Origin of the sequence: Ginsengibacter hankyongi (assembly GCF_008710285.1) — a bacterium.
Classification (GTDB): domain Bacteria; phylum Bacteroidota; class Bacteroidia; order Chitinophagales; family Chitinophagaceae; genus Ginsengibacter; species Ginsengibacter hankyongi.
The window spans coordinates 287,783-311,493 of sequence record NZ_VYQF01000004.1 but is presented as its reverse complement, the minus strand read 5'-3'; the positions used below and the strand labels follow the sequence as shown (position 1 = coordinate 311,493).

General features: G+C 38.8%; 11 protein-coding genes. 5 read left to right on the top strand and 6 right to left on the bottom strand.

Annotated elements, in window-relative coordinates:
• Positions 1-56: 56 nt before the first annotated feature.
• The 3 genes from FW778_RS15730 to FW778_RS15720 form a co-directional block, all read right to left on the bottom strand.
• Entirely contained in the window at positions 57-3,632 is a 3,576-nt protein-coding gene (locus tag FW778_RS15730; RefSeq protein WP_150415754.1) for a VCBS repeat-containing protein, read from the bottom strand.
• A gap of 92 nt (positions 3,633-3,724) precedes the next feature.
• Positions 3,725-5,491 carry a RagB/SusD family nutrient uptake outer membrane protein gene (locus tag FW778_RS15725; protein WP_202552285.1) on the bottom strand — a complete coding sequence of 589 codons (1,767 nt, stop codon included), beginning with the start codon at positions 5,489-5,491 and terminating at the stop codon, positions 3,725-3,727.
• A gap of 25 nt (positions 5,492-5,516) precedes the next feature.
• Positions 5,517-8,711, bottom strand: coding sequence for a SusC/RagA family TonB-linked outer membrane protein (locus FW778_RS15720; RefSeq protein ID WP_150415752.1), 3,195 nt, complete (start codon positions 8,709-8,711; stop codon positions 5,517-5,519).
• A 695-nt stretch (positions 8,712-9,406) separates the two neighbouring features.
• Between FW778_RS15720 and FW778_RS15715 the strand changes: the two genes are divergently transcribed.
• From FW778_RS15715 to FW778_RS15695, 5 genes are all read left to right on the top strand, one after another.
• Complete coding sequence (locus FW778_RS15715; RefSeq protein ID WP_150415751.1) at positions 9,407-10,759, top strand: MFS transporter; 1,353 nt, start codon at positions 9,407-9,409, stop codon at positions 10,757-10,759.
• A gap of 23 nt (positions 10,760-10,782) precedes the next feature.
• Entirely contained in the window at positions 10,783-11,733 is a 951-nt protein-coding gene (locus FW778_RS15710) for a carbohydrate kinase family protein (protein ID WP_150415750.1), read from the top strand.
• A 12-nt stretch (positions 11,734-11,745) separates the two neighbouring features.
• A complete protein-coding gene (locus FW778_RS15705; protein ID WP_150415749.1) occupies positions 11,746-13,692 on the top strand; it encodes an alpha-amylase family glycosyl hydrolase in 1,947 nt (648 codons plus the stop codon).
• 78 nt (positions 13,693-13,770) lie between these two features.
• The gene (locus FW778_RS15700) at positions 13,771-17,217 is read left to right on the top strand and encodes a ThuA domain-containing protein (RefSeq protein WP_150415748.1); all 3,447 of its coding nucleotides are present in this window, start codon (positions 13,771-13,773) and stop codon (positions 17,215-17,217) included.
• Between the two features lie 56 nt (positions 17,218-17,273).
• The gene (locus FW778_RS15695; RefSeq protein WP_150415747.1) at positions 17,274-19,640 is read left to right on the top strand and encodes a TonB-dependent receptor; all 2,367 of its coding nucleotides are present in this window, start codon (positions 17,274-17,276) and stop codon (positions 19,638-19,640) included.
• A 166-nt stretch (positions 19,641-19,806) separates the two neighbouring features.
• Here the strand turns inward: FW778_RS15695 and treA are convergent, their stop codons facing one another.
• From treA to FW778_RS15680, 3 genes are all read right to left on the bottom strand, one after another.
• On the bottom strand, positions 19,807-21,303 hold the full coding sequence (treA, locus tag FW778_RS15690; protein ID WP_150415746.1) for an alpha,alpha-trehalase TreA: 1,497 nt from the start codon (positions 21,301-21,303) through the stop codon (positions 19,807-19,809).
• Positions 21,304-21,327: 24 nt separating this feature from the next.
• Complete coding sequence (locus FW778_RS15685; protein ID WP_150415745.1) at positions 21,328-22,587, bottom strand: MFS transporter; 1,260 nt, start codon at positions 22,585-22,587, stop codon at positions 21,328-21,330.
• 271 nt (positions 22,588-22,858) lie between these two features.
• Positions 22,859-23,413 carry a DoxX family membrane protein gene (locus tag FW778_RS15680; protein WP_150415744.1) on the bottom strand — a complete coding sequence of 185 codons (555 nt, stop codon included), beginning with the start codon at positions 23,411-23,413 and terminating at the stop codon, positions 22,859-22,861.
• Between the last annotated feature and the right edge of the window lie 298 nt (positions 23,414-23,711).

Here is a 23,711-nt window from a genome sequence, read left to right as displayed (position 1 = left end):
AAACTGCCGCATATTATTTGGCGAAAGCATGTATGTGTCTGAGGAAACCTGTCAATCTACTTAAGGGTAATAGTTCTTATTACACCAGAGTTATTTTTAATAGCCACACTGCTCATTAGCGAGTTCGTAATTAAAAATCTTGCAGATTGGGATAAAAAGGAAGATCCATAATAAAATTCCTGCTTTTGTATAGTACCATCTTTATAAGTAATGATGGCATTTATATCATCGGGAAGTATGGCTATATGGTTTGCTTCCCGTTTGAGTTTAAATACTTTCAATGCATCTTTATTTTGACTGGCAGCTAACATCAAATCGCCTTTGTTATCTAATAATTTAACCAATGCTTTACCGTTTCCCGGGATATAAATTCCGCTCTGTAAAATGGATAACGGTTTAAAATTTCCCTTTCCATCTCCAAGTAACACAAGTCCGTTCAACGCGTCGTACCTGCCGGTAGAAACTTCGGTACCGTAATCGTTTCCATTGATAGCGAGATCCAGGTTGCCATCGCCATTGAAATCTTCCGCGACCATTCCATTTAAAACTGAAACCTGTGCTTCCTTTGGAAGTGGAATCATGGTGAATTTACCATTGCCTTCATTTCTTAAATAACACGATTGAAGGTAATTTGCTTTCAAACGCAAGGCTCCTTGCCTTTGCCTCGGCGAAAAAATATCATCCATACTTGCATTTGCAAAAGATTTATAGTCATCAAATTTCTTTTTCAAACCCGGAAGCTGGGTCATTATGTCATCCCGGCTAAAAAGCGGGAACTCCTTTTTTACGCCATTTTTATCCGGTAGATAGAGTGACAATATGGGATCTTCAGATCCATTATTGTCAAAATCTTTGGCAGTCATGTATACAGGAAATGAATCACTTGCCTGGAGAATTGTATTTAACCCAAGATTGCCTACTATATAGTCCATCCTTCCCGTATGCCTGAAGTCCCCGGCGACAATAGTATTCCACCAACCATAAAAACTATCGACGCCTGTATGCACCTTTCTAAATTGTCCATTCCCATTTTTTAAAAACGTGATAGGCATCCATTCTCCGGCAAGAATCAAATCTGTTTGACCGTCATTGTCAAAGTCGGTAAACAGGGCATCGCAAACCATCCCGATATTCTTCAAAGCCGGAGCCACTTCATTTGTTACATCGGTAAACCTGGCAATCCCATTTTTTGTATCATTTCTAAAAATGAAACTGCCCACAGGTTTTGGATAATTCCAGGGATCTACGCGGCCTGATACAAATAAATCCAGCTTTCCGTCTTTATTATAATCGAAGGCTCTTACGCAGAGTTTGCTGGTAAAATTTTGTGGCAGGGCAGCCGAGTCTAATGCAAAATTTCCTTTACCCTCATTAATGTATAACCTGTCCTGGTAGTACTTTGAATTGGGATCGTTCTTATATCCGCCGCTCGAAACATAAACATCCTGTCTTCCATCTCCGTTGGCATCAAAGATTAATATTCCTTCATCTGCATTTTGATTAGTCACATCAATTTTAGAGGAATCTAATTTTCGCTGAATAAATTTCCCATCTGCCTGCTGATAAAAAACCTGGGCAGGATTAAATGTGTTTCCTCCAACAACCATATCATCTAATCCGTTGCCATCAAGGTCTGCGGTTGCAATGGCCGGGCAATATTCAGTAAATTTATGAGGCAGAATTATCTGGATATTAAAATCTATAAAATTGTCAATATCTTTATGCTTGAAATTGATACCTTCCGAACCGGTAACATCGGTAAACAAACTGGTTGTATCAGTTATTGGTTGCGGCGCAGAATGACTTTCGGCGGCATTTCTGATATCTGCTGTTACAACCTGGTTTACCTTTATATTCCTTAAAGTTTGCGTTTTGCCATTGCCCCATTTTATGATTACAGAATCTACAACTTTTATTTTACCTAGTCCAAAATGCGCCACATCTTCATCGGTAGAGATGTAACCCCTGTAAGGATTATTATCATATACCTGGAGTTTACCATTGTCGTAGAATATAGTTACAGAAGCTCCTATTCCATTAATATTTTGCTTATCGCCATGAAATTTTATTTGCAAAAAATTAGTATTAAGCGAATCCTTATCGTGTAAAGTATTTCTGTACAATAATGCTTCATCATTAATATTGCTGATCACCATATCCATCGCACCATCATTATCAAAATCAGCATATGCTGCCCCACTCGAAAAAGTAGGTACTGTAAGCCCCCATTGTGAAGTTACATCCCTGAAAGTGAGATCGCCCTGGTTATGAAAAGCATAATTATGAATTTTAACCTGGGGTATTTGATTCAGCAGAGACATCGTACTTTCCGTTCCGCCCGCTTGTTTACGGTAGGCAATAAAATCGTGGTCTGAGACATCCCGTGGAAAGCCATTGGTTACAATTAAATCGCGATACCCATCATTGTCAAAATCGGTAACGAGGGGACACCAACTCCAGTCGGTTTGTGATATACCGGCCATGAAACCAATGTCGCTAAAAGCCGGGCGTCCAATAGTATCATTTGCCCCGATGATAGGGCCCTGGTTTATTTGCAACGTATTCCGCACATATTGATATTGATAACCGAACTGATCGAAACTCTGGTAAGTGAAAGTATTGTTGGCACCCGACATCATCTTTTTCCGATAATTATCTTCCGGATTCATATCCAATTCAACAACATCAGGTCGCCCGTCATTGTTGATGTCTACCACATCCTGGCCCATGGAATTAAAGGATGTATGTTTAAAATACTCTTTCGCCCTTTCGGTAAATGTACCGTTGTGGTTGTTTATATAAAGAAGATTATTTGATATAAAGTCATCTGAAATGTAAATGTCTTTCCATCCATCGTTGTTGATATCGCAAATTGTAGCCGCATGGCCAAATCCATCAGCTGTTATCCCGGCCTCATCAGAAACATCATGAAATACAGGATGTTTTAAAAGAGGATCCATATCATTCCGAAATAACCTTCCCCGGCTGGGAACGGTGTTTACTGCATGTCGCTCCCGAAAAACAGAAGGATTACTCGCATTGGAAGCTTCGTTGACCGTTAGATACATGTCTAAATCTCCATCATTATCATAGTCAAAAAAACTGGCCATGGTTGATTGCACATGAATATCCAATCCGTACTCCGCAGCCATATCTTTAAAATGCGGAATACCATCTTTATCCAATCCCTGGTTTATGTAGAGTATATTTCTCCGTTTGATCGAATCTTTATCGATGGTATTACAGATATAAATGTCCATGAGCCCATCATTGTTTATATCAATCACTGATATCCCCCTTTCCCACCTGCCCATTCCTCCAACACCTGCGATATCTGTTATGTCTTCGAATTTAAAATTCCCTTTGTTCAAATACAATTTTCCGGGCACCATGTTACCACCAAAATATATATCCTGCAAGCCATCGTTATTAAAATCACCTATGCCAATTCCACCGCCGTTATAAATATTTACTACATCCATTGGATTGATGGAATCATTCTCGGTGATTTTGTTGTTAAAGGTGATTCCGGAATGGGACGAGGAAATTTGTTGAAATAAAGTTTGTTTCGAATTGCACGCATCAAGCAATAGAAAAAGAAACCCAACAAAAATTAGTTTTGAAAAATTCATACACCTTTTTTGAAGAAAATGGATAAAGTTATTGAAACATCAATAAAAAAGGCCCTCTTTTTAGAAGAGAGCCTTTTGACAAAAAAAATATTTTAATAACCCGGATTTTGAGCTAAATTAGGATTAAGGGCTCTGGCACCTTGTGGTATTGGCAAAAGAGTCCAGTTTGCCGTAATCGCTGTATTATATAACCCATGTACTTTCCCGTCATGTGTTGGACCGGGAGCCGGGTTGGGAACGGGGTTATAGCTGCTTTCCACTGCTCCATTTGCACTGTTGATAAATTTAACAGCCACATCTGTACCTGCTCTGCAAATATCATAAAAAGTAGAATATTCGCCGCTGAGTTCATGCCTGTATTCGCTTAATACCATTTGCAAAGGATCTGTTATATCTGCACCCGGAGTGCCATCATAATTAGCACTATCTTTCATAACTGCCGGTGCAGTGCCACCCCATGCCCTGTCTCTCACCATTTTAAGATCAGCCATTCCGCCGGGAATATCACCGGTGCGGATTTTACATTCAGCCCTACTTAATAGAACTTCGGCATAACGCATCAAAATCTGGTTTTGGTCCCCAAAAATGTGAGATTGACCGTCAGCCGGATTACTATAATTGCCGGTAAGATTAGGGTCTCTCCATTTTTTTGCGCAAACATACCCGGTACGTTGTTTATCATCTCCATACCAGGGCCTGGTTAAAGTGCCAACAGTATTTATGATTTTGCCATCATCACCTGTATATGTTTGATTACCACTCGCAAAACCTCCTTTTACCGGAGGATAGCCTTTTATTCCACCCCATTTGGCAATAATCCCGGGACTTTGTAATGAATCACCCGGACCTACAATAGTAAGGGTTTTACGTTTGTCTCCTGACTGATACGAATTCCATAGTGCCGGGTTACCGTAATCATAACCCTGTTGCGTTATTTCATTCGGCCAGCTAAAGCTGTCTATCCAGCCAAGCTCGGCTCCAGGAGGTTGCCAGCTTCCGCCCCAATCCTGCGGATCACCGGGTTTTAAATAAAACTGAACTTCGAAAATAGATTCATCATTATTCTGATGGTTATATTCGTTGACATCCACGAAATTTGGCATCAGGTGATAATTATTAAATTCCGGATTATTGAAAGCTGTTAACGCTCCGGCATAGTCTTTTAGCCACATACGAGCCGCCCCATCATAAGCATAAGCGGCACCCTTGGTCGCTCTTCCCAGATCAGCACTTGACAACTGGGATTTCGACAATAACAAGGCTTCTGCCTGCGTCATATCTGATACTACTTGTTGAAACACAGAATCCCGCGAATCCCGGGGCCTCAGACCAAGATTTAAAGCACCTGTTGTGTCTACCTCCAATGGAACACCCCCAAAAGAAGCAGCGAGGTAATAGTACGTCATGCCTCTCAGGAAAAAAGCTTCTCCTCTTAAGCGGCTTGCCAAGGTATGATCAATCACACCGCCTGATTCTGCCTTCGTAATAACCGCAAATACAGAATTTGCCCTTGCAATACCAATGTAAGATTGATTCCAGAAAGTAATAAGTCCTACAAAAATTGGCGCGATTTGATAGTTATTCCAAAATACATCAGCACCCCAGTTGAAGAAGTCATGAGTTCCAAAATTGGCCCTGTACCAAATACATTTTTTAAGCAAATCGCTATTCTGATATGTATCATAAATAGCATTAACAAGAGAAATCACTTGCTGGGGCTTACTGGCAGCAGCATCCGGAGATATTCCAAAGGTGTTGGTTTGATCTAAGAATTTTTTTGTGCACGACACCTGGAAAACTGTTATTGCTGTTACAGCAAAAGCTATCAGATAGATGATAATTTTTTTTCTGTTACTCATATCGCTAATTTTTTTCTTTTTTATTTTAGAATGTTGCATTGAGACCGAAGGTGAAATACCTTGATGAAGGATATGTTCCGTTATCTACACCATTTTGAGTTGCATTACCTCCCTGGATTCCTATTTCCGGATCCAGACCCTTGTATTTGGTAATAGTGAACAGATTTTGAGAAGACACATATAACCTTATCCTTGATATAGACAAACGACTCAATAAACTTGTTGGCAAAGTATAACCTATGGAAACATTTTTCAACTTAAGGAAACTTCCATCTTCAACCCATACACTGGATGGAACATTATTAATGGAGCTGTTATCCTCGGCAGTGCTGGCCGCTCTTGCATACCTGTTTGAAGGATTGGTCGGCGTCCAGTGATTCTTGTAGTACTCTTCACTTACATTCTCAGAGCCAACGCCACCCCTACGTGCCAGACTTTCCAGGTTGCTTTCAACATAGTTTAATATTTTGTTGCCTTCAGAACCATAAAAGTACAAATTGATATCCCATGCCTTATAAGAAGCATCAAGGTTGAGACCACCGTAAAATTTTGGTTGAGGGTTTCCGATGGGTACTCTGTCATCTGCATTTACCAGGCCGTCTCCGTTAGTATCCGCAAAAATTCTGTCTCCCGGAACAGCAACAGCGCCGGGGCGATATATGCCACCTGGGGCTTTTTGATTTAAAGCATCAATTTGTGCCTGGGATTGATAAATTCCGATTGCTTTATAACCAAAAAACTCTCCCACCGGTTGTCCAATATAGGAACGGGTATATTCATCCCATCCCTGGAAACCGTTTAAAATTAAACCGCCAAAATTTGACACGAAAGCTGTACCTGATGTGATGCTTGTTAGTTTATTTTTAATTGTTGTCAATGTTAAGCCAATCCCATAATGGAAATCCTTGCTGGCGCTACCACTATAATTGACAGCAAACTCATAACCTTTGTTGTTCATACTTCCAATATTGCGGGTAATGAAATTATAACCGGTTTGTGCGGGTGCAGCAAGCCTTAGCAGGAAATCTTTTGAATCCCGGTTAAAATAGTCAGCAGTAAAGGTTAAAGCGCCATGCAAAAATGCGGCATCAACGCCAATATCTAATTGCTTATCGGTTTCCCATTTCAGGGTTGGGTTAGCCGGCTGAATTTGAGCGATACCATTCTGGTATACTTTATTAAAGGGATACCCAAGATTATCAAGCCCTCCCCCATTTATATTCGACGGGTAATTCCCTGCATACAGCGACTGATATTGAAATAATCCTATCGGAGCCTCATTTCCTACCTGGCCCCAACTGCCCCTGAGCTTAAGGTCCGAAAGCCAATCTGCGGATTTCAAAAACGATTCATTTTTTATTCTCCATCCCACCGCGGCGGATGGGAAGGTACCATATTTATGACCCTGGTCAAACTTGGAAGAGCCATCTCTTCTTACAGTAGCAGTCAGCATGTATTTGTCAGCATACTGATAAGTTATCCTTCCGAATGTTGAAGCTAAAGTATAAACGTTTTGACCATTGCCGGTATTTGTGCCGGGAATATTTTGATCAAGAGTCAGATTTGAGACAAGCGATAAATCTCTTGTCACGGTATTGGGAGGAATACCGCCGCCTCCCATTCCCGTCCATGTATTTTTCTGGGCGGAAATGCCACCCACAAAATTGATGGTGTGTAACCCAAAAGTTTTATCGTATGAAATCGTATTCTCCCATAACCACTCAAATGTCTTGTTTATAGTCTGGTGATAATTTGCAGGTGACACAATTACACCAGCATATTGCAGGCTGGCCCTGTTATCTGCCGGCTGAAGATAGAAACTGGAGAAATTACTAACATTCGCCCCGAGATTCGTTTTTATCTTGAGACCGTCAAAAATAGTTGCCTCCAAAAAAGTACTCGCTAATATATAATTTGTTACATTTTGATATTGATTCGTCTCCACGGAATAAACCGGGTTGCCAAAGCCGCTCACAACATTTTTCAGAGGATTGTAAAAACCATAATTACCTTTTCCATCTTTTATATAAGGAGTAATTCTGCTTCCACTGTCCATGGTAGGTGGGTTAGTTGCTACATTTAAAAGGTTAAATCCCGTGAGGGGATTGTTTGCATCCTGGTAAGAATATTTAACGCTTGTTGACGATTTAAGCCAACTGGTAGCCTGGTAATCGAGGTTAAGATTAAGGTTATATCTTTTAAAAAATGATCCTATTATAATTCCCTTCTGATCATAATAACCAAACGACATCGCCGCCTGAACTTTCTCATTTCCTCCACGTATGCCAACTGTATAATTTTGAGTCAACCCGGTGCGGTATACGGCATTCTGCCAATCTATATTATGAAGAGCGCTGGGCGTATGCCACACCGGCAATCCAAAATAAGAATGCGTTGAATCAGCAGCTTCAACTTCATTGGAAAGACTAGCAAACTGCTGTGCATTTAACAGGTTATATTCTTTTGGCTTGGACTGAACAGCATTATAAGCATCCAGGGAAACCTGGACCTTATTATTTTTTGTCCCCTTCTTTGTAGTAATGATTACAACTCCATTAGCCGCACGTATACCATAAATAGCCGTTGCAGATGCATCTTTTAACACATCTATACTGGCAATATCGTTTGCGTTGATATTATTAATTCCTCCTGTTGTAGGATAGCCGTCTACAACATATAAAGGATTATTGCCCCCACTGGCCAAACTACCAACACCCCGTATTAACACTGATATATTTCCCCCGGGAGAAGCATCATTATTTATTATTTGTACCCCTGCAGCGCGCCCCTGCAACGCCTGCTGAGCCGTGGTGATCGGTACCTTTTCTATTGAAGCTGCGGAGATGCTACTTACAGAACCCGTCAAATCTTTACGTTTTTGAGTACCATAACCCACCACGACAACTTCATTTAGGTTAGACACTGTGGTTTTTAAAGAAACCGAAATCTCGCCCTGGCCATTAATTAAAATGTCCTGGGACTCATAACCGACCGTAGTGAAAATTAATGCCTTCGCTGAATTCGGAACAGAGATTGAGTAATTTCCATCGTTGTCGGTTTGCGTTGCCAGTTTGGTACCTTTTACACTAACTGTTGTGCCAACCACTGGTTGCCCTGTTGAGGCATCAGTAACTTTTCCGGAAATTGTCCTTTGCTGCGCAATCGATTGCATAATGCAGAAAATAATAGCAAGGCTACTAAGCAGTATTTTTTTTCTCATAATCAAAGTAATTGTTGTAGGATAAATTAATTGTGTTACCAATCTAACTAAAAGTATTTTTTTACGGAAAAAAAGATAACGAAATGTTAAAAAAATACTAACAAAAGATAGAATTGTATAATGCGCTGGTGTCAATTATACATTTATTCATAAGATTATGGTTACATAATTCAACTAGCAGGAAATTCGAAATCATTAGAAATTTTATTTGGGTTAACTACGTTGTAGCATATTTCTTTGATTTTACACTTTTATTTAACTTCCAGAGGACTTTTTTTATATACCCATTTGTATTAACATTATTAATTTATTTAGTGTCACTTTTTGAAAAATGGCGGATGTAAATAATGACAGAATGAGTTTATTGCAAACATGCCCATTTTTAATCTGAGAAAATGCAGAATTTAGGATGGACATTAATAACCCGGATTATTAATTTTTTCATACCCTTCGGCAGCTATTTTTATAAGGTAATTATGATAAAATTGTATTAGTATTCCAAGAGCCATTTTTTACCTGGATTAATTTTTAACTGAAACAAAATTCACCGTTAATTATATAAGTGAAACGTCATCATCAACAATTCTTATAATAGAATTGTAATAAAAATAGGCGGCCGTTTTAAATCCACTTTTATCAATCAAACTAATTATATTTATCTGCGATTGCTTGCTTTATTATAAAAATGAGATTAAATGACATGGCAGAAACCCAGGCTAACTTTTTCCCAGATCATTAATATGAATGTTGGATTTTTTGGTATTCAATATAGTTTTGGATTACAACAAAGTGCCGTAAATCCTATTTATGATTTTTTGGGCGCAAGCCCCGACCAGATTCCTTTATTGAATTTAGCCGGCCCCATAACCGGGTTATTAATACAACCCATGATCGGAGCGTTAAGCGATAAAACATGGTCACCAAGATTTGGAAGAAGGAAACCTTATTTCTTTATCGGTGCCATGTTCTGCAGCATTGGTTTATTTCTTTATCCGTTCAGTAGTTCTTTATGGATGGCGGTTGGATTGCTTTGGGTACTGGACGCTGCTAATAACACAGCAATGGAACCTTACAGGGCTTTCATTGCTGATAAATTACCACCAGAACAACATGCCACCGGATTTTTATCTCAAAGCTTTTTTACGGGGCTTGGTATAACCCTTGCAAATGTTTCTCTATACTTTTTTCAAAAGCATATAAAAGGCATGCATGGCCAAATTCCGTATTGGGTTTTTGGCTCATTTTTTCTAGGATCAATTTGTTCAATTACGTCCGTTGGGTGGTCTATTTATAAAACGCCTGAAATACCACCTACATCCGAAGAACTAGCTGCATTAAAAGCAGCAAAGAAGGGAATTGCTGAACCATTTATTGAAATCTTTGAAGCAATTAAAGACATGCCTAAAGTAATGTGGCAATTAGCCCTCATTTATTTATTTCAATGGTATGCCTTGTTTTGCTATTGGCAAAATGCATCCAAGAGTATTGCGGAATCTGTGTGGCATACATCGCCTTCACTCAACAAATCGTTATATGAAGAAGCGGTTGGCTGGACAGGTCTTGTAAACGGGTGGTATAACGTTGCTACTTTTTTATCCGCCTTTGCATTGGTAGGCCTTGCAAAAAAATACTCTCCCAAGTTAGTACATATTGTTTGTTTGATCATGGCTGGAATTGGCTTACTCGTATTTCCGCATATTGAAAATAAATACCTGTTATTTGCCCCTATGACAGGGTTTGGTATTGCATGGGCCAGCATGATGGGTGTACCTTATCTAATGGTTGTAAATAACATTCCTAAAGAAAGATATGGCGTATATATGGGTATTATAAATATGATGATCGTGATTCCTATGATTTTACAAAATGTAACTTTCGGATTCATCCTCAAACATTTTTTAGCCAACGATCCCGGCAGAGCCATTTCTTTTGCAGGAGCATTTTTATTATTGGCAGCATTGGCCACAACTTTAATTAAAAACACAAAAGTAAAAGAGGACACCGATGTTCCCCCGGATGTAATGTCTGTGACAACAGAGCATCCTTAACTATTTTTAAAAAAATTATCTATATGAAAATACTATGCATTGGCGAAGCGCTTATTGATATGATTTGCACTGACACGGGGTTATCACTTTCAAAGGGTGAACATTTTTTAAAGAAGCCAGGAGGTGCACCCACAAATGTTGCCGCAGCTATTGCCGCGTTAGGCGGCGATGTAATGTTATCAGCCAAGGTGGGCGCCGATCCATTTGGCCAGCAACTGGTTGATGTAATGAAAGATTTTGGCGTATCGACCGTGTGGATGGTACAGGATAAAGATCATTTTACAACTTTCGCTTTTGTATCACTCATGGAAGACGGAGAACGTGACTTTGTTTTTAACCGTGGTGCAGACGGACAATTGAGTGAAAACGACATTGCAGGAATTGACTTAGATGAATGTGCTATTATACACTTTGGCTCTGCCACGGCATTTCTTCCGGGTCCTTTGCAGGGTGCTTATAAAAGCTTATTACAAAAAGCGAAAGAGAAAAATATTTTTGTAAGTTTCGATCCAAATTTCCGCCAGTTGTTATGGAAAAATAATGTAGAATTTTTTATTGAGCAATCATGGAATTTTATACAACAATGTAACTTTTTTAAAGTAAGTGATGAAGAAGCTATGTTGATTACGGGCAAAGATTCTGTGTCGGATGCGGCAAATATTTTATCAGAAAAAACAGGTGCCACTTTTACTATTACATTGGGCAAAGAAGGAACCATGCTGGTGTATCAAAAAAATAAAATAATTGTTCCAAGTATTCCTGTAAAGCCTATAGATACTACCGGTGCAGGCGACGCATTTGTTGGGGCTGTATTATTCCAGCTAAGTAAATATTCTTCAAAAATGATCCAGGCGCTAAGTGGCGAAGAGTGGAAAGAAATTATATCCAATGGCAATAAAGCCGGGGCACGAACCTGCGAATATATGGGCGCTATGGAAGCATTCAAACATTTGAATAATCTTATACTGCATTAATAACGTAAAGGCATGTACGATTTTAAAGTTCATTCAAAAATTGAAAAAATAATTGCCAATCAATTCCCCGGAAGAACGATAGAGCATAACGCATTTTTTTCAAGATATATAGCCAATGCTTCTTCTATTCATTCGTTATTTTATGAATTGTACGGCACACACGAAAAAAGCCCTCTTTTCTTTGACAGATTGAATGAAACAATTGTAAGCGCTTTTGAAAAACGTTCTTTACAATTACAAAAAAAGGACATAGCTAAACTTGAAAAACAAAACTGGTATTTAAGCAATGAACTTGCAGGTATGAGTTTATATGTCGACAGGTTTTCCGGAAGCATTTCAGGACTCGAAGAGAAAATACCCTACCTCAAAGAACTTGGCATAAATGTGTTGCACCTGATGCCTTTATTTGAAAGCCCCGAAGGCGAAAGTGATGGTGGCTATGCAGTTTCCGATTTTAGAAAAGTTGATAAACGGTTTGGCTCTCTAAGCGACCTCCAACACCTCGAGCAAAAGATGAATGAAGAAGAAATGTATCTCATGATTGACATTGTTCTCAACCACACTTCTCGTCATCATGATTGGGCATTGAAGGCCAAAGCAGGAGATAAAAAATACCAGGATTTTTTTTATATGTATGATGATAAAAAAACTCCTGATGAGTTTGAAAAATCAATGCCTGAAATTTTTCCTGAAAGTTCCCCCGGCAATTTCACCTGGGTTGAAGAATGCAACAAATGGGTAATGACTGTTTTTCATCATTACCAATGGGATCTTAATTACACAAACCCGGAGGTGTTTATTGCCATGCTTGATACGATATTTTTTTATGCAAACCTCGGCATAGATATATTACGGATAGACGCACCTGCATTCATTTGGAAACAATTGGGAACTACCTGCCAAAACCTGCCACAGGCACACACTATTCTCAGGCTTATAAAACTTTGCACAGAAGTAGCGACACCAGGTATGGCACTCTTGGGCGAAGCGATAGTGGCTCCCAAAGAAATCATGAATTATTTCGGAACCGAAAGCTTCACTGCTAAAGAATGTGACTTCGCTTATAATGCCACACAAATGGCTTTGCAATGGGATGCCCTGGCAACCAGCGATACAAGGGTTATGCTTGCTGCACAAAATATTTTATTACAAAAACCTTACGGCACTTCATGGATTACTTATACCCGCTGCCATGATGATATCGGATTAGGTTATGATGATTATATGATTCAGCAATCGGGTTTTAATACTTATGAACACCGGCAATTCTTAAAGAATTATTATTCAGGAAATTATTATGGCTCGCCTGCAAAGGGGGCATTATTCTCTTATAATCCAAAAACCGGTGACGCCCGCATCAGCGGTACTTTAGCATCGTTATGCGGCTTGCAGAAAGCAATTGAAGAGAATAATAAAGATGAAATAACGAAATCAATCGATAAAATTTTATTGATGCAATCGTTTAGTTTTTTCATTGGCGGCCTTCCTATGATATTTTATGGAGATGAAGTTGGGTACACCAATGATACTTCTTATTTATACGATGCCGGGAAAAGTTATGATAACAGGTGGATGCACCGGCCGGTAATTAACTGGAATAAAAATAATTTAAAAGATAAGGAAGGATCTATTGAAAATAGAATTTTTAAAGGAACTCAAAAACTCCTTGCCATAAGACGAAAATTACCCGCAATCGCCGACACCAGTAACCTTACATGGATAACGCCACATAACATTCATGTTGCTGCGTTTATAAGAGCCGCTAAAGAACAACAAATATTTTGCTTGTATAATTTCAGCGGTAAGCCGGCATACATAACCTGGTATGCATTTAAAGAAAGTGGCTTTACGCCAGAAAAATTATATGATCATTGGTCGAAGGAAAAATACAGGGTAGCTAACGATGACGAGTACCTGATAATTCAGCCTTATGGCTTTCATATAATGGAAGATGTATAAATCCCCCTCAAGTTTTGTATTTTAAGTACATTTGATCAAAATAATAATTTACCAGAAACCATCATTTTAAAATATCACATGAAAAATTGCACACGATTTTGCCCGGTTATGATTTCCGTTTTCATTTTATTTCTTTACAGTTGTAACAAACGTTCAGGCACGCCCAGGCTATTGGTGTTTACCAAAACAGCTGGATTTCATCACTCCTCTATAGCTACAGGAGCTAACGCCATTATAAAACTAGGACAGGAAAATAACTTTGATGTAGATACCACTTCCAATGCGGAAATGTTTAACGAGGATACCTTAAAAAAGTACGCGGCAGTAGTATTTTTAAGTACAACTGATAACGATGATGTCCTTTTAAATAATTACCAGGAAAATGCCTTCCAGCGTTACATTGAAGCCGGCGGCGGATTTGTTGGCATTCATGCCGCAACAGATGCAGGCTATCATTGGGGCTGGTACACGAGGCTGGTAGGAGCTAATTTCAATGGCCATCCAGAACAACAACAGGCAAGCCTACACGTAGTAGACAAGAATGATATTTCTACCAAACATTTACCCGATCCCTGGATAAGAAAAGACGAGTGGTATAATTTTAAAAATCTTAGCAACGATGTACATGTATTGTTAACCATTGATGAAAAAAGTTATAAAGGCGGTACTAACGGAGAATATCATCCTATGGCCTGGTATCATGATTATGATGGCGGAAGAGCATGGTACACTGAGCTGGGCCATACAGAAGAATCGTACAGCGAACCCAATTATTTAAAGCACATTCTCGGCGGAATTAAATATGCAATGGGCGACAATAAAGAATTGGATTATGCAAAAGTAAAGACGCCACCCATACCAGAAGAAGACCGCTTTGTAAAAACACAGTTGGTGCAGGGCACTTTTTTTGAACCAACAGAAATGACGATTCTTCCAAACCTTGACGTACTGATTGCACAAAGGCGCGGAGAAATATTGTTATATAAAAACGATACTAAAACAGTGAAGCAGGTGGGCTTCTTGAATGTTTACTGGAAAACGCTACATACACCCGGAGTCAACGCAGAAGAAGGATTACTGGGCATTCAGAAGGATCCTGATTTTGCACATAATCATTACGTGTATATATATTATAGCCCCGTAGATACCTCCGTGAATCGTTTATCCCGTTTCACTTTTAATAATGATTCGATTGATCCAAAATCAGAAAAAATGATTTTGCAATTATATTCTCAAAGAGAAATATGTTGCCATACGGGCGGTTCCATTGCTTTTGGTAAAGATCGGATGTTATATTTATCAACAGGCGACAACACAACTCCTTTTGATGAACCCAATCAACCCTTTGCGAGTCATGGTTATGCTCCGTTAGATGATCGTCCCGGTCATGAGCATTATGATGATCGCCGCAGTGCCGGAAATACGAATGACCTGCGTGGTAAGATACTACGCATTGATGTAGATGAACAAGGAAACTATACGATTCCCGATGGCAATTTATTTCCAAAAGGCACCAATAAAACAAGGCCGGAGATTTATGTAATGGGCGACCGGAACCCTTATCGTATTTCTGTAGACCAAAAGACTGGATTTCTCTATTGGGGAGAAGTTGGCCCCGATGCAAACAATGACAGTATGGATACCCGTGGCCCACGTGGCTATGATGAATTTAACCAGGCAAGGAAAGCCGGTTTCTTTGGCTGGCCTTTTTTCGTCGCCAACAATCTTCCTTACCGTGAATACAACTACGCAACAGGCCAATCCGGTGCTGCATTCGATCCTGCAAAGCCTATAAATAATTCACGCAATAACACCGGGTTACAGCAATTACCTCCGGCGCAACCTGCATTTATCTGGTATCCTTATGCAGCTTCAAAAGATTTTCCGCAGGTGGGAAGCGGCGGCAGGTGTGCAATGGCCGGGCCGGTTTATTACCCGGACTTATACCCGGAAGAGACCCGTTACCCGGATTATTACAATGGGAAACTGTTTATTTATGAATGGATACGCGGCTGGATAAAAGTAGTGACGATGTTACCTAACGGTGATTTTGATAACATGGAACCTTTCATGTTACATACAAAATTTGCAAACCCTTCTGATATGGAAGTTGGTCCTGACGGCAGAATTTATGTATTAGAATATGGCAGCGGATGGTTTGCCAAAAACCCTGATGCCGGCTTGGCACGCATCGATTATATCTCAGGAAACAGGCCTCCGGAAATCTCTTCAATAAGCGTGGATAAAACATCGGGGGATCTGCCTTTGCAAATAACAGCGACCGTTGCCGCAAAAGACCCCGACAATGATAAGCTATCCTATGTGTGGGATCTGGGCAATGGCACAAAGGTTAATACAAACGAACCAAAGCTCCAATACACGCTAACTAACGTCGGCGACTATTCGATTTCAGCAGAAGTAAAAGATGATAAAAATGCTTCGTCAAAAAGCAGCGTGGTAAATGTATATGCAGGCAACGAGGCACCCACCGTAAACATAGTGATTGATGGCAATAAAACATTTTACTTCCCCGGCCACGATGTAAAATACCACGTTGATATTAACGACAAAGATGATACAGCCAAAGTAAAAGATTTGAGCAACCTGGTTGTTTCAGCCGATTATGCAGAAGGTACCGGTAAAGCAGGATCAACACAGGGTCACCAGCTGATAAGCCAGGTTATGATGGGTAAAAATTTAATGATGTCTTTAGACTGCAAAGGTTGCCATAAGGTAGATGAAAAATCAATCGGGCCTGCATTTACGATGGTCTCACAGCGTTATCAAAAAGATCCAAATGCCATGACCTATCTTGCGCAAAAAGTAATAAAAGGCGGAAGCGGCGCATGGGGCGAGGTGGCAATGGCTGCGCATCCTAATTTAAAAGAAAGCGATGCTAAACAAATTATATCATGGGTGTTATCCCTCGCGGCTCAAAACAAAAAAATAAAATCTTTACCCGCAAAAGGCCAGGTAAACGCAACCTTAAACAAACCTGTAAAAGATAACGGCGTATTATACATTTCCGCAGATTATACTGACAATGGCGGAAATAATATCAAGCCTTTGATGGGCAGTAATTCTGTTGCATTGCATAACAGTAAAATTTCATTTGACGGCGTGCAGCAAATGCAAGGCTTTAGTAAAGCAGTTTTCAATGGAACTACGTATATGGTATTGCCACAAAACACAGGTTGGTTCAGCATTGATAGTATTGATCCTTCAGGCATTTCACGTGCTGTTATAACAATGGGCTGGCAGAAGCCCCCAGTATCGGGCTACATGTTTGAATTGCATGTTGACGCACCTTCAGGAAACAAAATAGGTGAATTTACTTTTGCAGGTTTAAGCGAAGGCGCGGCAGGAAAACCTGGAAAAGCGTCTCCGCAATTTGCAACATTAAGCGGTGCTCTAACCGGGGTTAATGATGGAAAACTTCATAATATTTATATTGTAAGTAAGGCAAAAGATCAAAAAATAACTACCAGTGCTGCATTATCATCTATACAATTTTTTATTAAATAACTTATAACAAACCTGTTTCAACTTATCCAGGGACTATTTCTTTAAAACTCAATTAAATGCTCAAGATCATAAGAAAAAAAATTTTGTTTGCCATGCTGTTAATGCTGGCAAGCGCCGCAGTACATAGCCAGGTTATTACTGGAACTATTACAAACAGTAAATCACAACCTGTTGCAGATGCCTTTATTCACTTATTAAATACAAATGCAGGAACCGTTAGTGATGCACGGGGCAATTATAGCTTTCAGCACATTGCTGCGGGAACATATAATGTTTCTGTATCAGCAGTTGGCTACGCAGATAAAAATGAAGAAGTAGTTGTAACCACAAGCGGAGCAAATTTAAACATTCAACTTATCGATGCTATGGTACAGTTGGACGCAGTGGTTGTAACTGCCCAGAAAAAAGAAGAATCGCTGCAGAATATTCCGTTAAGCACAACCTCCATCTCATCAAAACAAGTTCACCAATACAAGTTATGGAACAGTAAGGAACTTACGGCTATTGTACCAAATTTGTATTCGAATAATTCAGGCGACGATCGTAATGTAACTTCCATCCGCGGTATCGTTACCACTTCTTACGATCCGGCAGTGGCTACTTATATTGATGGGGTAAACCAGTTTAGCCTTGATACATATATTTCAAATCTTAATGATATTGAACGCATAGAAATATTGAGAGGCCCACAGGGAACTCTATATGGCAGAAATGCAATGGGTGGAGTAATCAATATTATCACCAAACAACCAACTAATGCAACCAATGGATTTGTAGAATTAAACATCGGCAACCATGGCGAACAGAGATATAGTGCCGGAATACGCTTGCCCGTTATAAAAAACAAATTGTTCTTTGGCGCTTCTGCAATGTTCAATAAACGCGATGGTTTTTATACCAACAAGTTCAATAATAGTTCGTTTGATAACCAGCAGGGCATAACCGGTAATTATTATCTTAAATATATACCGGATGCAAGATGGGCCATCACATTAAATGTAAAACATCAAAACAATAAAAATGACGGAGCCTTTCCTTTGGTGTTTGGGGTAGACGAAGCATTTAAAGATCCGTTTCAGCTTAGTCAAAATGCAATTGGCAAAATGTTTGACAATACAGTAAACGCTTCATTAACTTTAAATCATTCCGGAACTGCATTTAACTTTACTTCGCTGTCCTCATGGCAACAAAATCATCGTTATTATAATGCGCCTCTTGATGGTGATTTTTCACCTGCAGATGCTGTGACCATTATTAATAACTATGGTAATAAATGGAATAACGTGAAAGTGTTTACGCAGGAATTGCGTTTTAGTTCGCCTGCAAATAAAAGTTCTTCTTTTAAATGGACTGCGGGTACTTATTTTTTTTACCAGGATAACCCTACAAAACAGGCTACTCACTTCGGGAAAGATGCAGGAATGCTGGGCGTACCTGATTCCAACTTTTCTATCATAAATACAACTACAGGAAAAAATACCGGCATTGCATTTTATGGACAAACAAGTTATTCTATAAATAAAAAACTCGATCTCATTGCAGGCCTTCGTTATGATTATGAAAATAGAAAACTTAATGTTGAAGGAGAATACCAGAAGGATGGCCAGGGTACATTTGTTACACAGCCTGACACTGCAGGCACTGTAAACTATAGTGCAATTTCACCAAAGCTGGGATTGAGTTATCATGTGGCATCTAACAGTAATGCGTACCTTACTTACACCCGTGGTTACAGAACAGGCGGTCTAACACAATTGTCTTCTGATCCTTCGCAGCCACCGCTGTACTCTTATAAACCAGAGTACAGCAATAATTTTGAAGCAGGTATTAAGAACACACTTTTTAATGATCGCTTGAGATTAAATATTGCAGTTTTTCTTACCCATGTTAATGATGCACAAGTGCCCACACTTATTTTGCCAGATGCTATTACTGTTACAAAAAATACAGGAAAGCTTTCCAGCAAAGGAGCAGACCTTGAACTCTCTGCAGCGCCGTTAAAAGGCTTACAATTTGATTACGACTTCGGCTATACCGATGCAAAATATACTTCATTAAAGGTATCTCAGAATGGCCAATCGGTAGATCTGAATGGAAAGAAACAGATTTTTACGCCGGATATAACGTCAATGCTTGCACTACAATACAATTACAGCCTGGCAGCATCAAAGCAGACAAAATTAATAGCACGGGTTGAATGGCTGCATCTTGGTACAGAATATTTTGATCTTGCGAATACTATCAAACAATCTCCTTATAGTTTAATCAACCTGAGGGTAGGTGTTTCATCAAAATATTGCGATTTATTTTTATGGAGCAGAAATACAAGCGATAAAAAATATATTGCTTATGCATACGATTTTGGCGCTGTGCATTTAGGCGATCCTGCAACTTATGGTGCAACTTTATCGTATAAATTTTAAAGAGAAGTAAATCAGGCTTTTTATTACCGTAGTTTTCAGGCCGTGAATAAAAAATAGGCCCTGGTGGGCTTTAGTTTCATTTGGGCTAAAGCCAACAGCTGAATTTTTATGCCCCATGGCCTGAAGGTCGTGACAATATTGGAGTTGAATAATACCAAGAACAGCATTACAATTTTCCAAATGATTTTTCTAAGGCAAGGTATACACCGTTAGTCCAGCCAAAGCCATCCTGCGCGGGATATTCACCTCCACCGGCTTTGGTGTCAGTTGCTACCACATTGTATTTCTCCATCATCTTACCGGTAGCCTGGTAAACTTTCTTATTAATATTCATCCATCGCGTGGCAACATCTTTTGCCAGATCATCGTGTTTATAATTTCTCAATCCAATTATTGCAATCCATTGTAATGGCGCCCAACCGTTAGGTGCATCCCATTGTTGCGTTGTTGTTTCAGTAGTTGAGATCAAGCCGCCCGGTTTCAAAAAATATTGCTGCAAATTTTTGGCAATGCTATCAGCCTGTTGCTGCGAAGCAATTTCAAAAAATAATGGAAATGCTGCAGCAAGCGTTAAAGAATTTTTTTGAACATCATCAACATAATCATAATCAAAATAAAATCCTTTGTTTTCATTCCAGCAGTATGTATTTATTGCTTCTTTCCTTGAAGCAGCTAAAGCAATAAATTTCTCAGATGAGTTTTTATTGCCGGCCAATTCATATCCTTCGGCAAGGGTCTGTTCAAGATGAAATAAAAGACAATTCAAGTCAACAGGAATAATATCGGCAGTATGAATAGTTGAAAAATCTTTCACATCTTTAAACCAGCGTGAAGAAAAATCCCAGCCTGATTCGCAGGCTGCACGCAGATGCCGGTACAAGGTTTTTTTATCTTTTGCTGTTGCTGATAATTTTATTTCTTCTGCAAAGGCTTCAGGTCGTGGAAAATCATGTTCGTCCCAATAATGATTCAATATATTTTCACCCTGCAAAAGTGTAACACGGTTTATAGATTTATTTTCATCAGTTAATTCCTCAATTCCCTTCATCCAGAAATCATATTCTTTTTGAAGCCTTGGCAGGTATTCTATTAAAATCTCTGCGCCCTTTTCTTCTGCCAAAAGTTTTACCATACAGGCAAAGAAAGGTGGCTGAGACCGGCCAAGAAAGTAAGTTCTGTTTCCGTTAGGTACATAACCAAAACGATCAATGAGGTATGAAAAATTATTGGCCATGTTCAGGATCATGTCCGCACGGTTTGATACCTGTAAACCCAGCATTGTAAAATAACTATCCCAATAATATATTTCCCTGAAACGGCCGCCTGGCACAATATAAGGATCGGGCAAATCAACTAATGAATCATTCGTATCCTCAGGCTGGCGTGTAAGTACATCCCACAGCAATTCAAGATGAGTTTCTATTGGAAGGCTTGTATCGCTTATATAACCGGATGATATAGATTTTGGTTCAATAAAATATTCATGAACAAAAAAAGATAGATTAAATCCAGGTTCTTTTTTTTGTTCATCATAACGTTGAAGAATATACGCAAGGTCAAACCTAGGAGTACAATCTACAAAAGTTTTGCTGTCGGGGAAAACTTTTTGCAACTGAACTTTTTCAAATAATTCGCCAAGAGAAAAAATATTTTTGACACTCATTTAAATTCATTTTAAATAAAATTGTTAATGCATTGCACCCGTATTTAAAGCTTCAACTAAAGGCTTTTTTTGAAGCCTTTTAAATACCGAAAGAGAAACTATTAAAATGCCAATGGGAACCAATGTAAAATAAAATGCCGTTTGTCCATTATACTTATCAAAAATATAGCCAGTGATTAATGAACCACACGTGCCTCCGATTGCTGAAAAAATAATTATTAGTCCAGACATAACTCCGTGTTTCGGCTTTGGTAAAGAGCTTAGAATTACCGAATTTATTGCAGGATATACAGGCGCCAATAATAAACCGACTAAAGGAAAAATGTAAGCTGCGATTGGCGCATCCAACCAACCGGTTATATGCCTGCCTGCCTCATTTTTTGCAAGCGGCATTGCTAAAATAACCAGCAAAGCAGCCAGTAATAGACTTCCTACGATTGCATAAAACCAATTGAGCTTCTTCAGGACCAGGCCCGCAAAAAATCTTCCTAACGCTGTTGAACCTGCTAAAATACTGCCCATCTGTATGCTAAGCACGGCTGGTAATAACAGCACTTTATTATTAAATGTTGGTAAAAAATTTTGTATGCTTTGTTCAATCAATACATAAAAAAACGCTGAGAAAATAAAGGCAATAACTATGGGCTCTCCCATTAATTTAAACATATCAGAAAACTTAGGCTGTTCTGGTTTTCCTGCATTCGTATGCGCCACAGATTCATCCAGCTTCGCAGAAAATAATAAAATAAATGCCACCAATGCCAGGCCTCCAATTAAATAATAAGCATTTAACCAGGCAGTAGATTGCGGGTTGGAATTATCAACAAATGAACTAAAAATAAAATACAGGGAAAGATTGCCCACCATAAAAAAAGATTCAATAAAGTTCATCATGCTGATATGTTCTTTTGAATCTTTTGTAACAATACCAATAGTACTGTAAACGCTCATTTTAATTAATGCAAAGCACGAACCTACCGCTACAAATAATAATTTAATTGCAAAAAACGAAGGAGTATTAGGGATGATAAAACAAATGGCCGTGATAATGCCCAACGCAAACAACATCGCACGCTTGTAACCAAACTTTGCAATATAAGAAGCCACAAGAAAAGATACGATTGCAATGCTTAAATCCTTACATGGATCAATCCATGCTGCGGCATTTTTCGTAACGCCGAAATTATTTTGCACCTGCAAAATTGCTATGCCAGAGCTGTTCAATAAAATAGCAAATACGAAATAATTAATAAAAAGGGAAAGTTTTATTCGCCAGTTTTTCATGCAATCGTTTTGAAATTAATAATACCGAATATACAATTTATTCGAGTACGCAAATGGTATAGAAGTAGTAATGGGGAATATTAAAAAAACTTCCATTAATTTTCAGATGACCGGAAATTCCCGCGAAGTATAATCGCAGAATTAAAATAATTTTTAGAAAGTATAAAAAAAAACTGATCTTAGTCCCCTCAATACACTAGTCGTTGAGAGAACTACAGGGCCGTATTAACACTAATTACGAAAAAATTTTATGGCAAGGCTAACCTTGCTATCAGTTACTAATGCCATTGTCATTAATAGCATACTCTTTAACGCTATGCTCTCTTATCTTTTTTCCCTGCATAAATTCTTCACTTTTAGAAACAATTGATGAGACTTCAGAAGATATTGCTTTTTGTGTTTCTACTTTCCACAATACAAGTCCGGCTGCAATTATTATTATATTCTTGACGATGTATTGACCCGTAAGTGATAAACCATAAGGGGCAATATGAAATACCTGATCCGGGAAAAATATAAAAGGGGAAAACGTGCAAACCATATGGAGAAATAACAACATTAGAGCTGGCTTTATCCATTTGCCTATAATAAGGAAAACGCCAATAAGGCATTCCCATGACGCCAACATAATGATGTTGAGACGATCATTGATAAACCCAAAAGTAATTTTATGTATCGTTTGCATGGCAAGCTGTTCTGCAGGGCTCAATCCCTGGAAAAATTTCAATGCGCCAAACCAAAAATATACTACCCCGACGCTTATACGCAAGATGGAAAATGCTGAAAATACAGCTGGTGTTTTACGGGATGGTACTTTTGATTGCATGATAATTCTTTTTACTTTTTAAAACACACGAACGAAAACATATCCTCTTATGGCAAAACTGCTTATGATCATTAATAATAAAAAGTATTAAAAAAGGGCCCCGTAGAGAACTACAGGACCGTATTAACACTGATTACGAAAAAAATCTTTAATATGTCACTGGCATTGCACCCACTATTTTAATTGATTGTCTTATCATTTCGCATTTTACTTTGTTCTGCGTGGTATTTAAATAGTTGTTTTATATATTTATTTTTAATTAATTTTAAAATCTTAAAAAGGGTCCCGCAGAGAACTG

What these genes read in the sequence shown, in the direction of transcription:
- FW778_RS15730 (WP_150415754.1), bottom strand. Translation starts at nt 3,632, where the DNA reads ATGAATTTTTCAAAACTAATTTTTGTTGGGTTTCTTTTTCTATTGCTT.
- FW778_RS15725 (WP_202552285.1), bottom strand. Translation starts at nt 5,491, where the DNA reads ATGAGTAACAGAAAAAAAATTATCATCTATCTGATAGCTTTTGCTGTA.
- FW778_RS15720 (WP_150415752.1), bottom strand. Translation starts at nt 8,711, where the DNA reads ATGAGAAAAAAAATACTGCTTAGTAGCCTTGCTATTATTTTCTGCATT.
- FW778_RS15715 (WP_150415751.1), top strand. Translation starts at nt 9,407, where the DNA reads ATGACATGGCAGAAACCCAGGCTAACTTTTTCCCAGATCATTAATATG.
- FW778_RS15710 (WP_150415750.1), top strand. Translation starts at nt 10,783, where the DNA reads ATGAAAATACTATGCATTGGCGAAGCGCTTATTGATATGATTTGCACT.
- FW778_RS15705 (WP_150415749.1), top strand. Translation starts at nt 11,746, where the DNA reads ATGTACGATTTTAAAGTTCATTCAAAAATTGAAAAAATAATTGCCAAT.
- FW778_RS15700 (WP_150415748.1), top strand. Translation starts at nt 13,771, where the DNA reads ATGAAAAATTGCACACGATTTTGCCCGGTTATGATTTCCGTTTTCATT.
- FW778_RS15695 (WP_150415747.1), top strand. Translation starts at nt 17,274, where the DNA reads ATGCTCAAGATCATAAGAAAAAAAATTTTGTTTGCCATGCTGTTAATG.
- treA (WP_150415746.1), bottom strand. Translation starts at nt 21,303, where the DNA reads ATGAGTGTCAAAAATATTTTTTCTCTTGGCGAATTATTTGAAAAAGTT.
- FW778_RS15685 (WP_150415745.1), bottom strand. Translation starts at nt 22,587, where the DNA reads ATGAAAAACTGGCGAATAAAACTTTCCCTTTTTATTAATTATTTCGTA.
- FW778_RS15680 (WP_150415744.1), bottom strand. Translation starts at nt 23,413, where the DNA reads ATGCAATCAAAAGTACCATCCCGTAAAACACCAGCTGTATTTTCAGCA.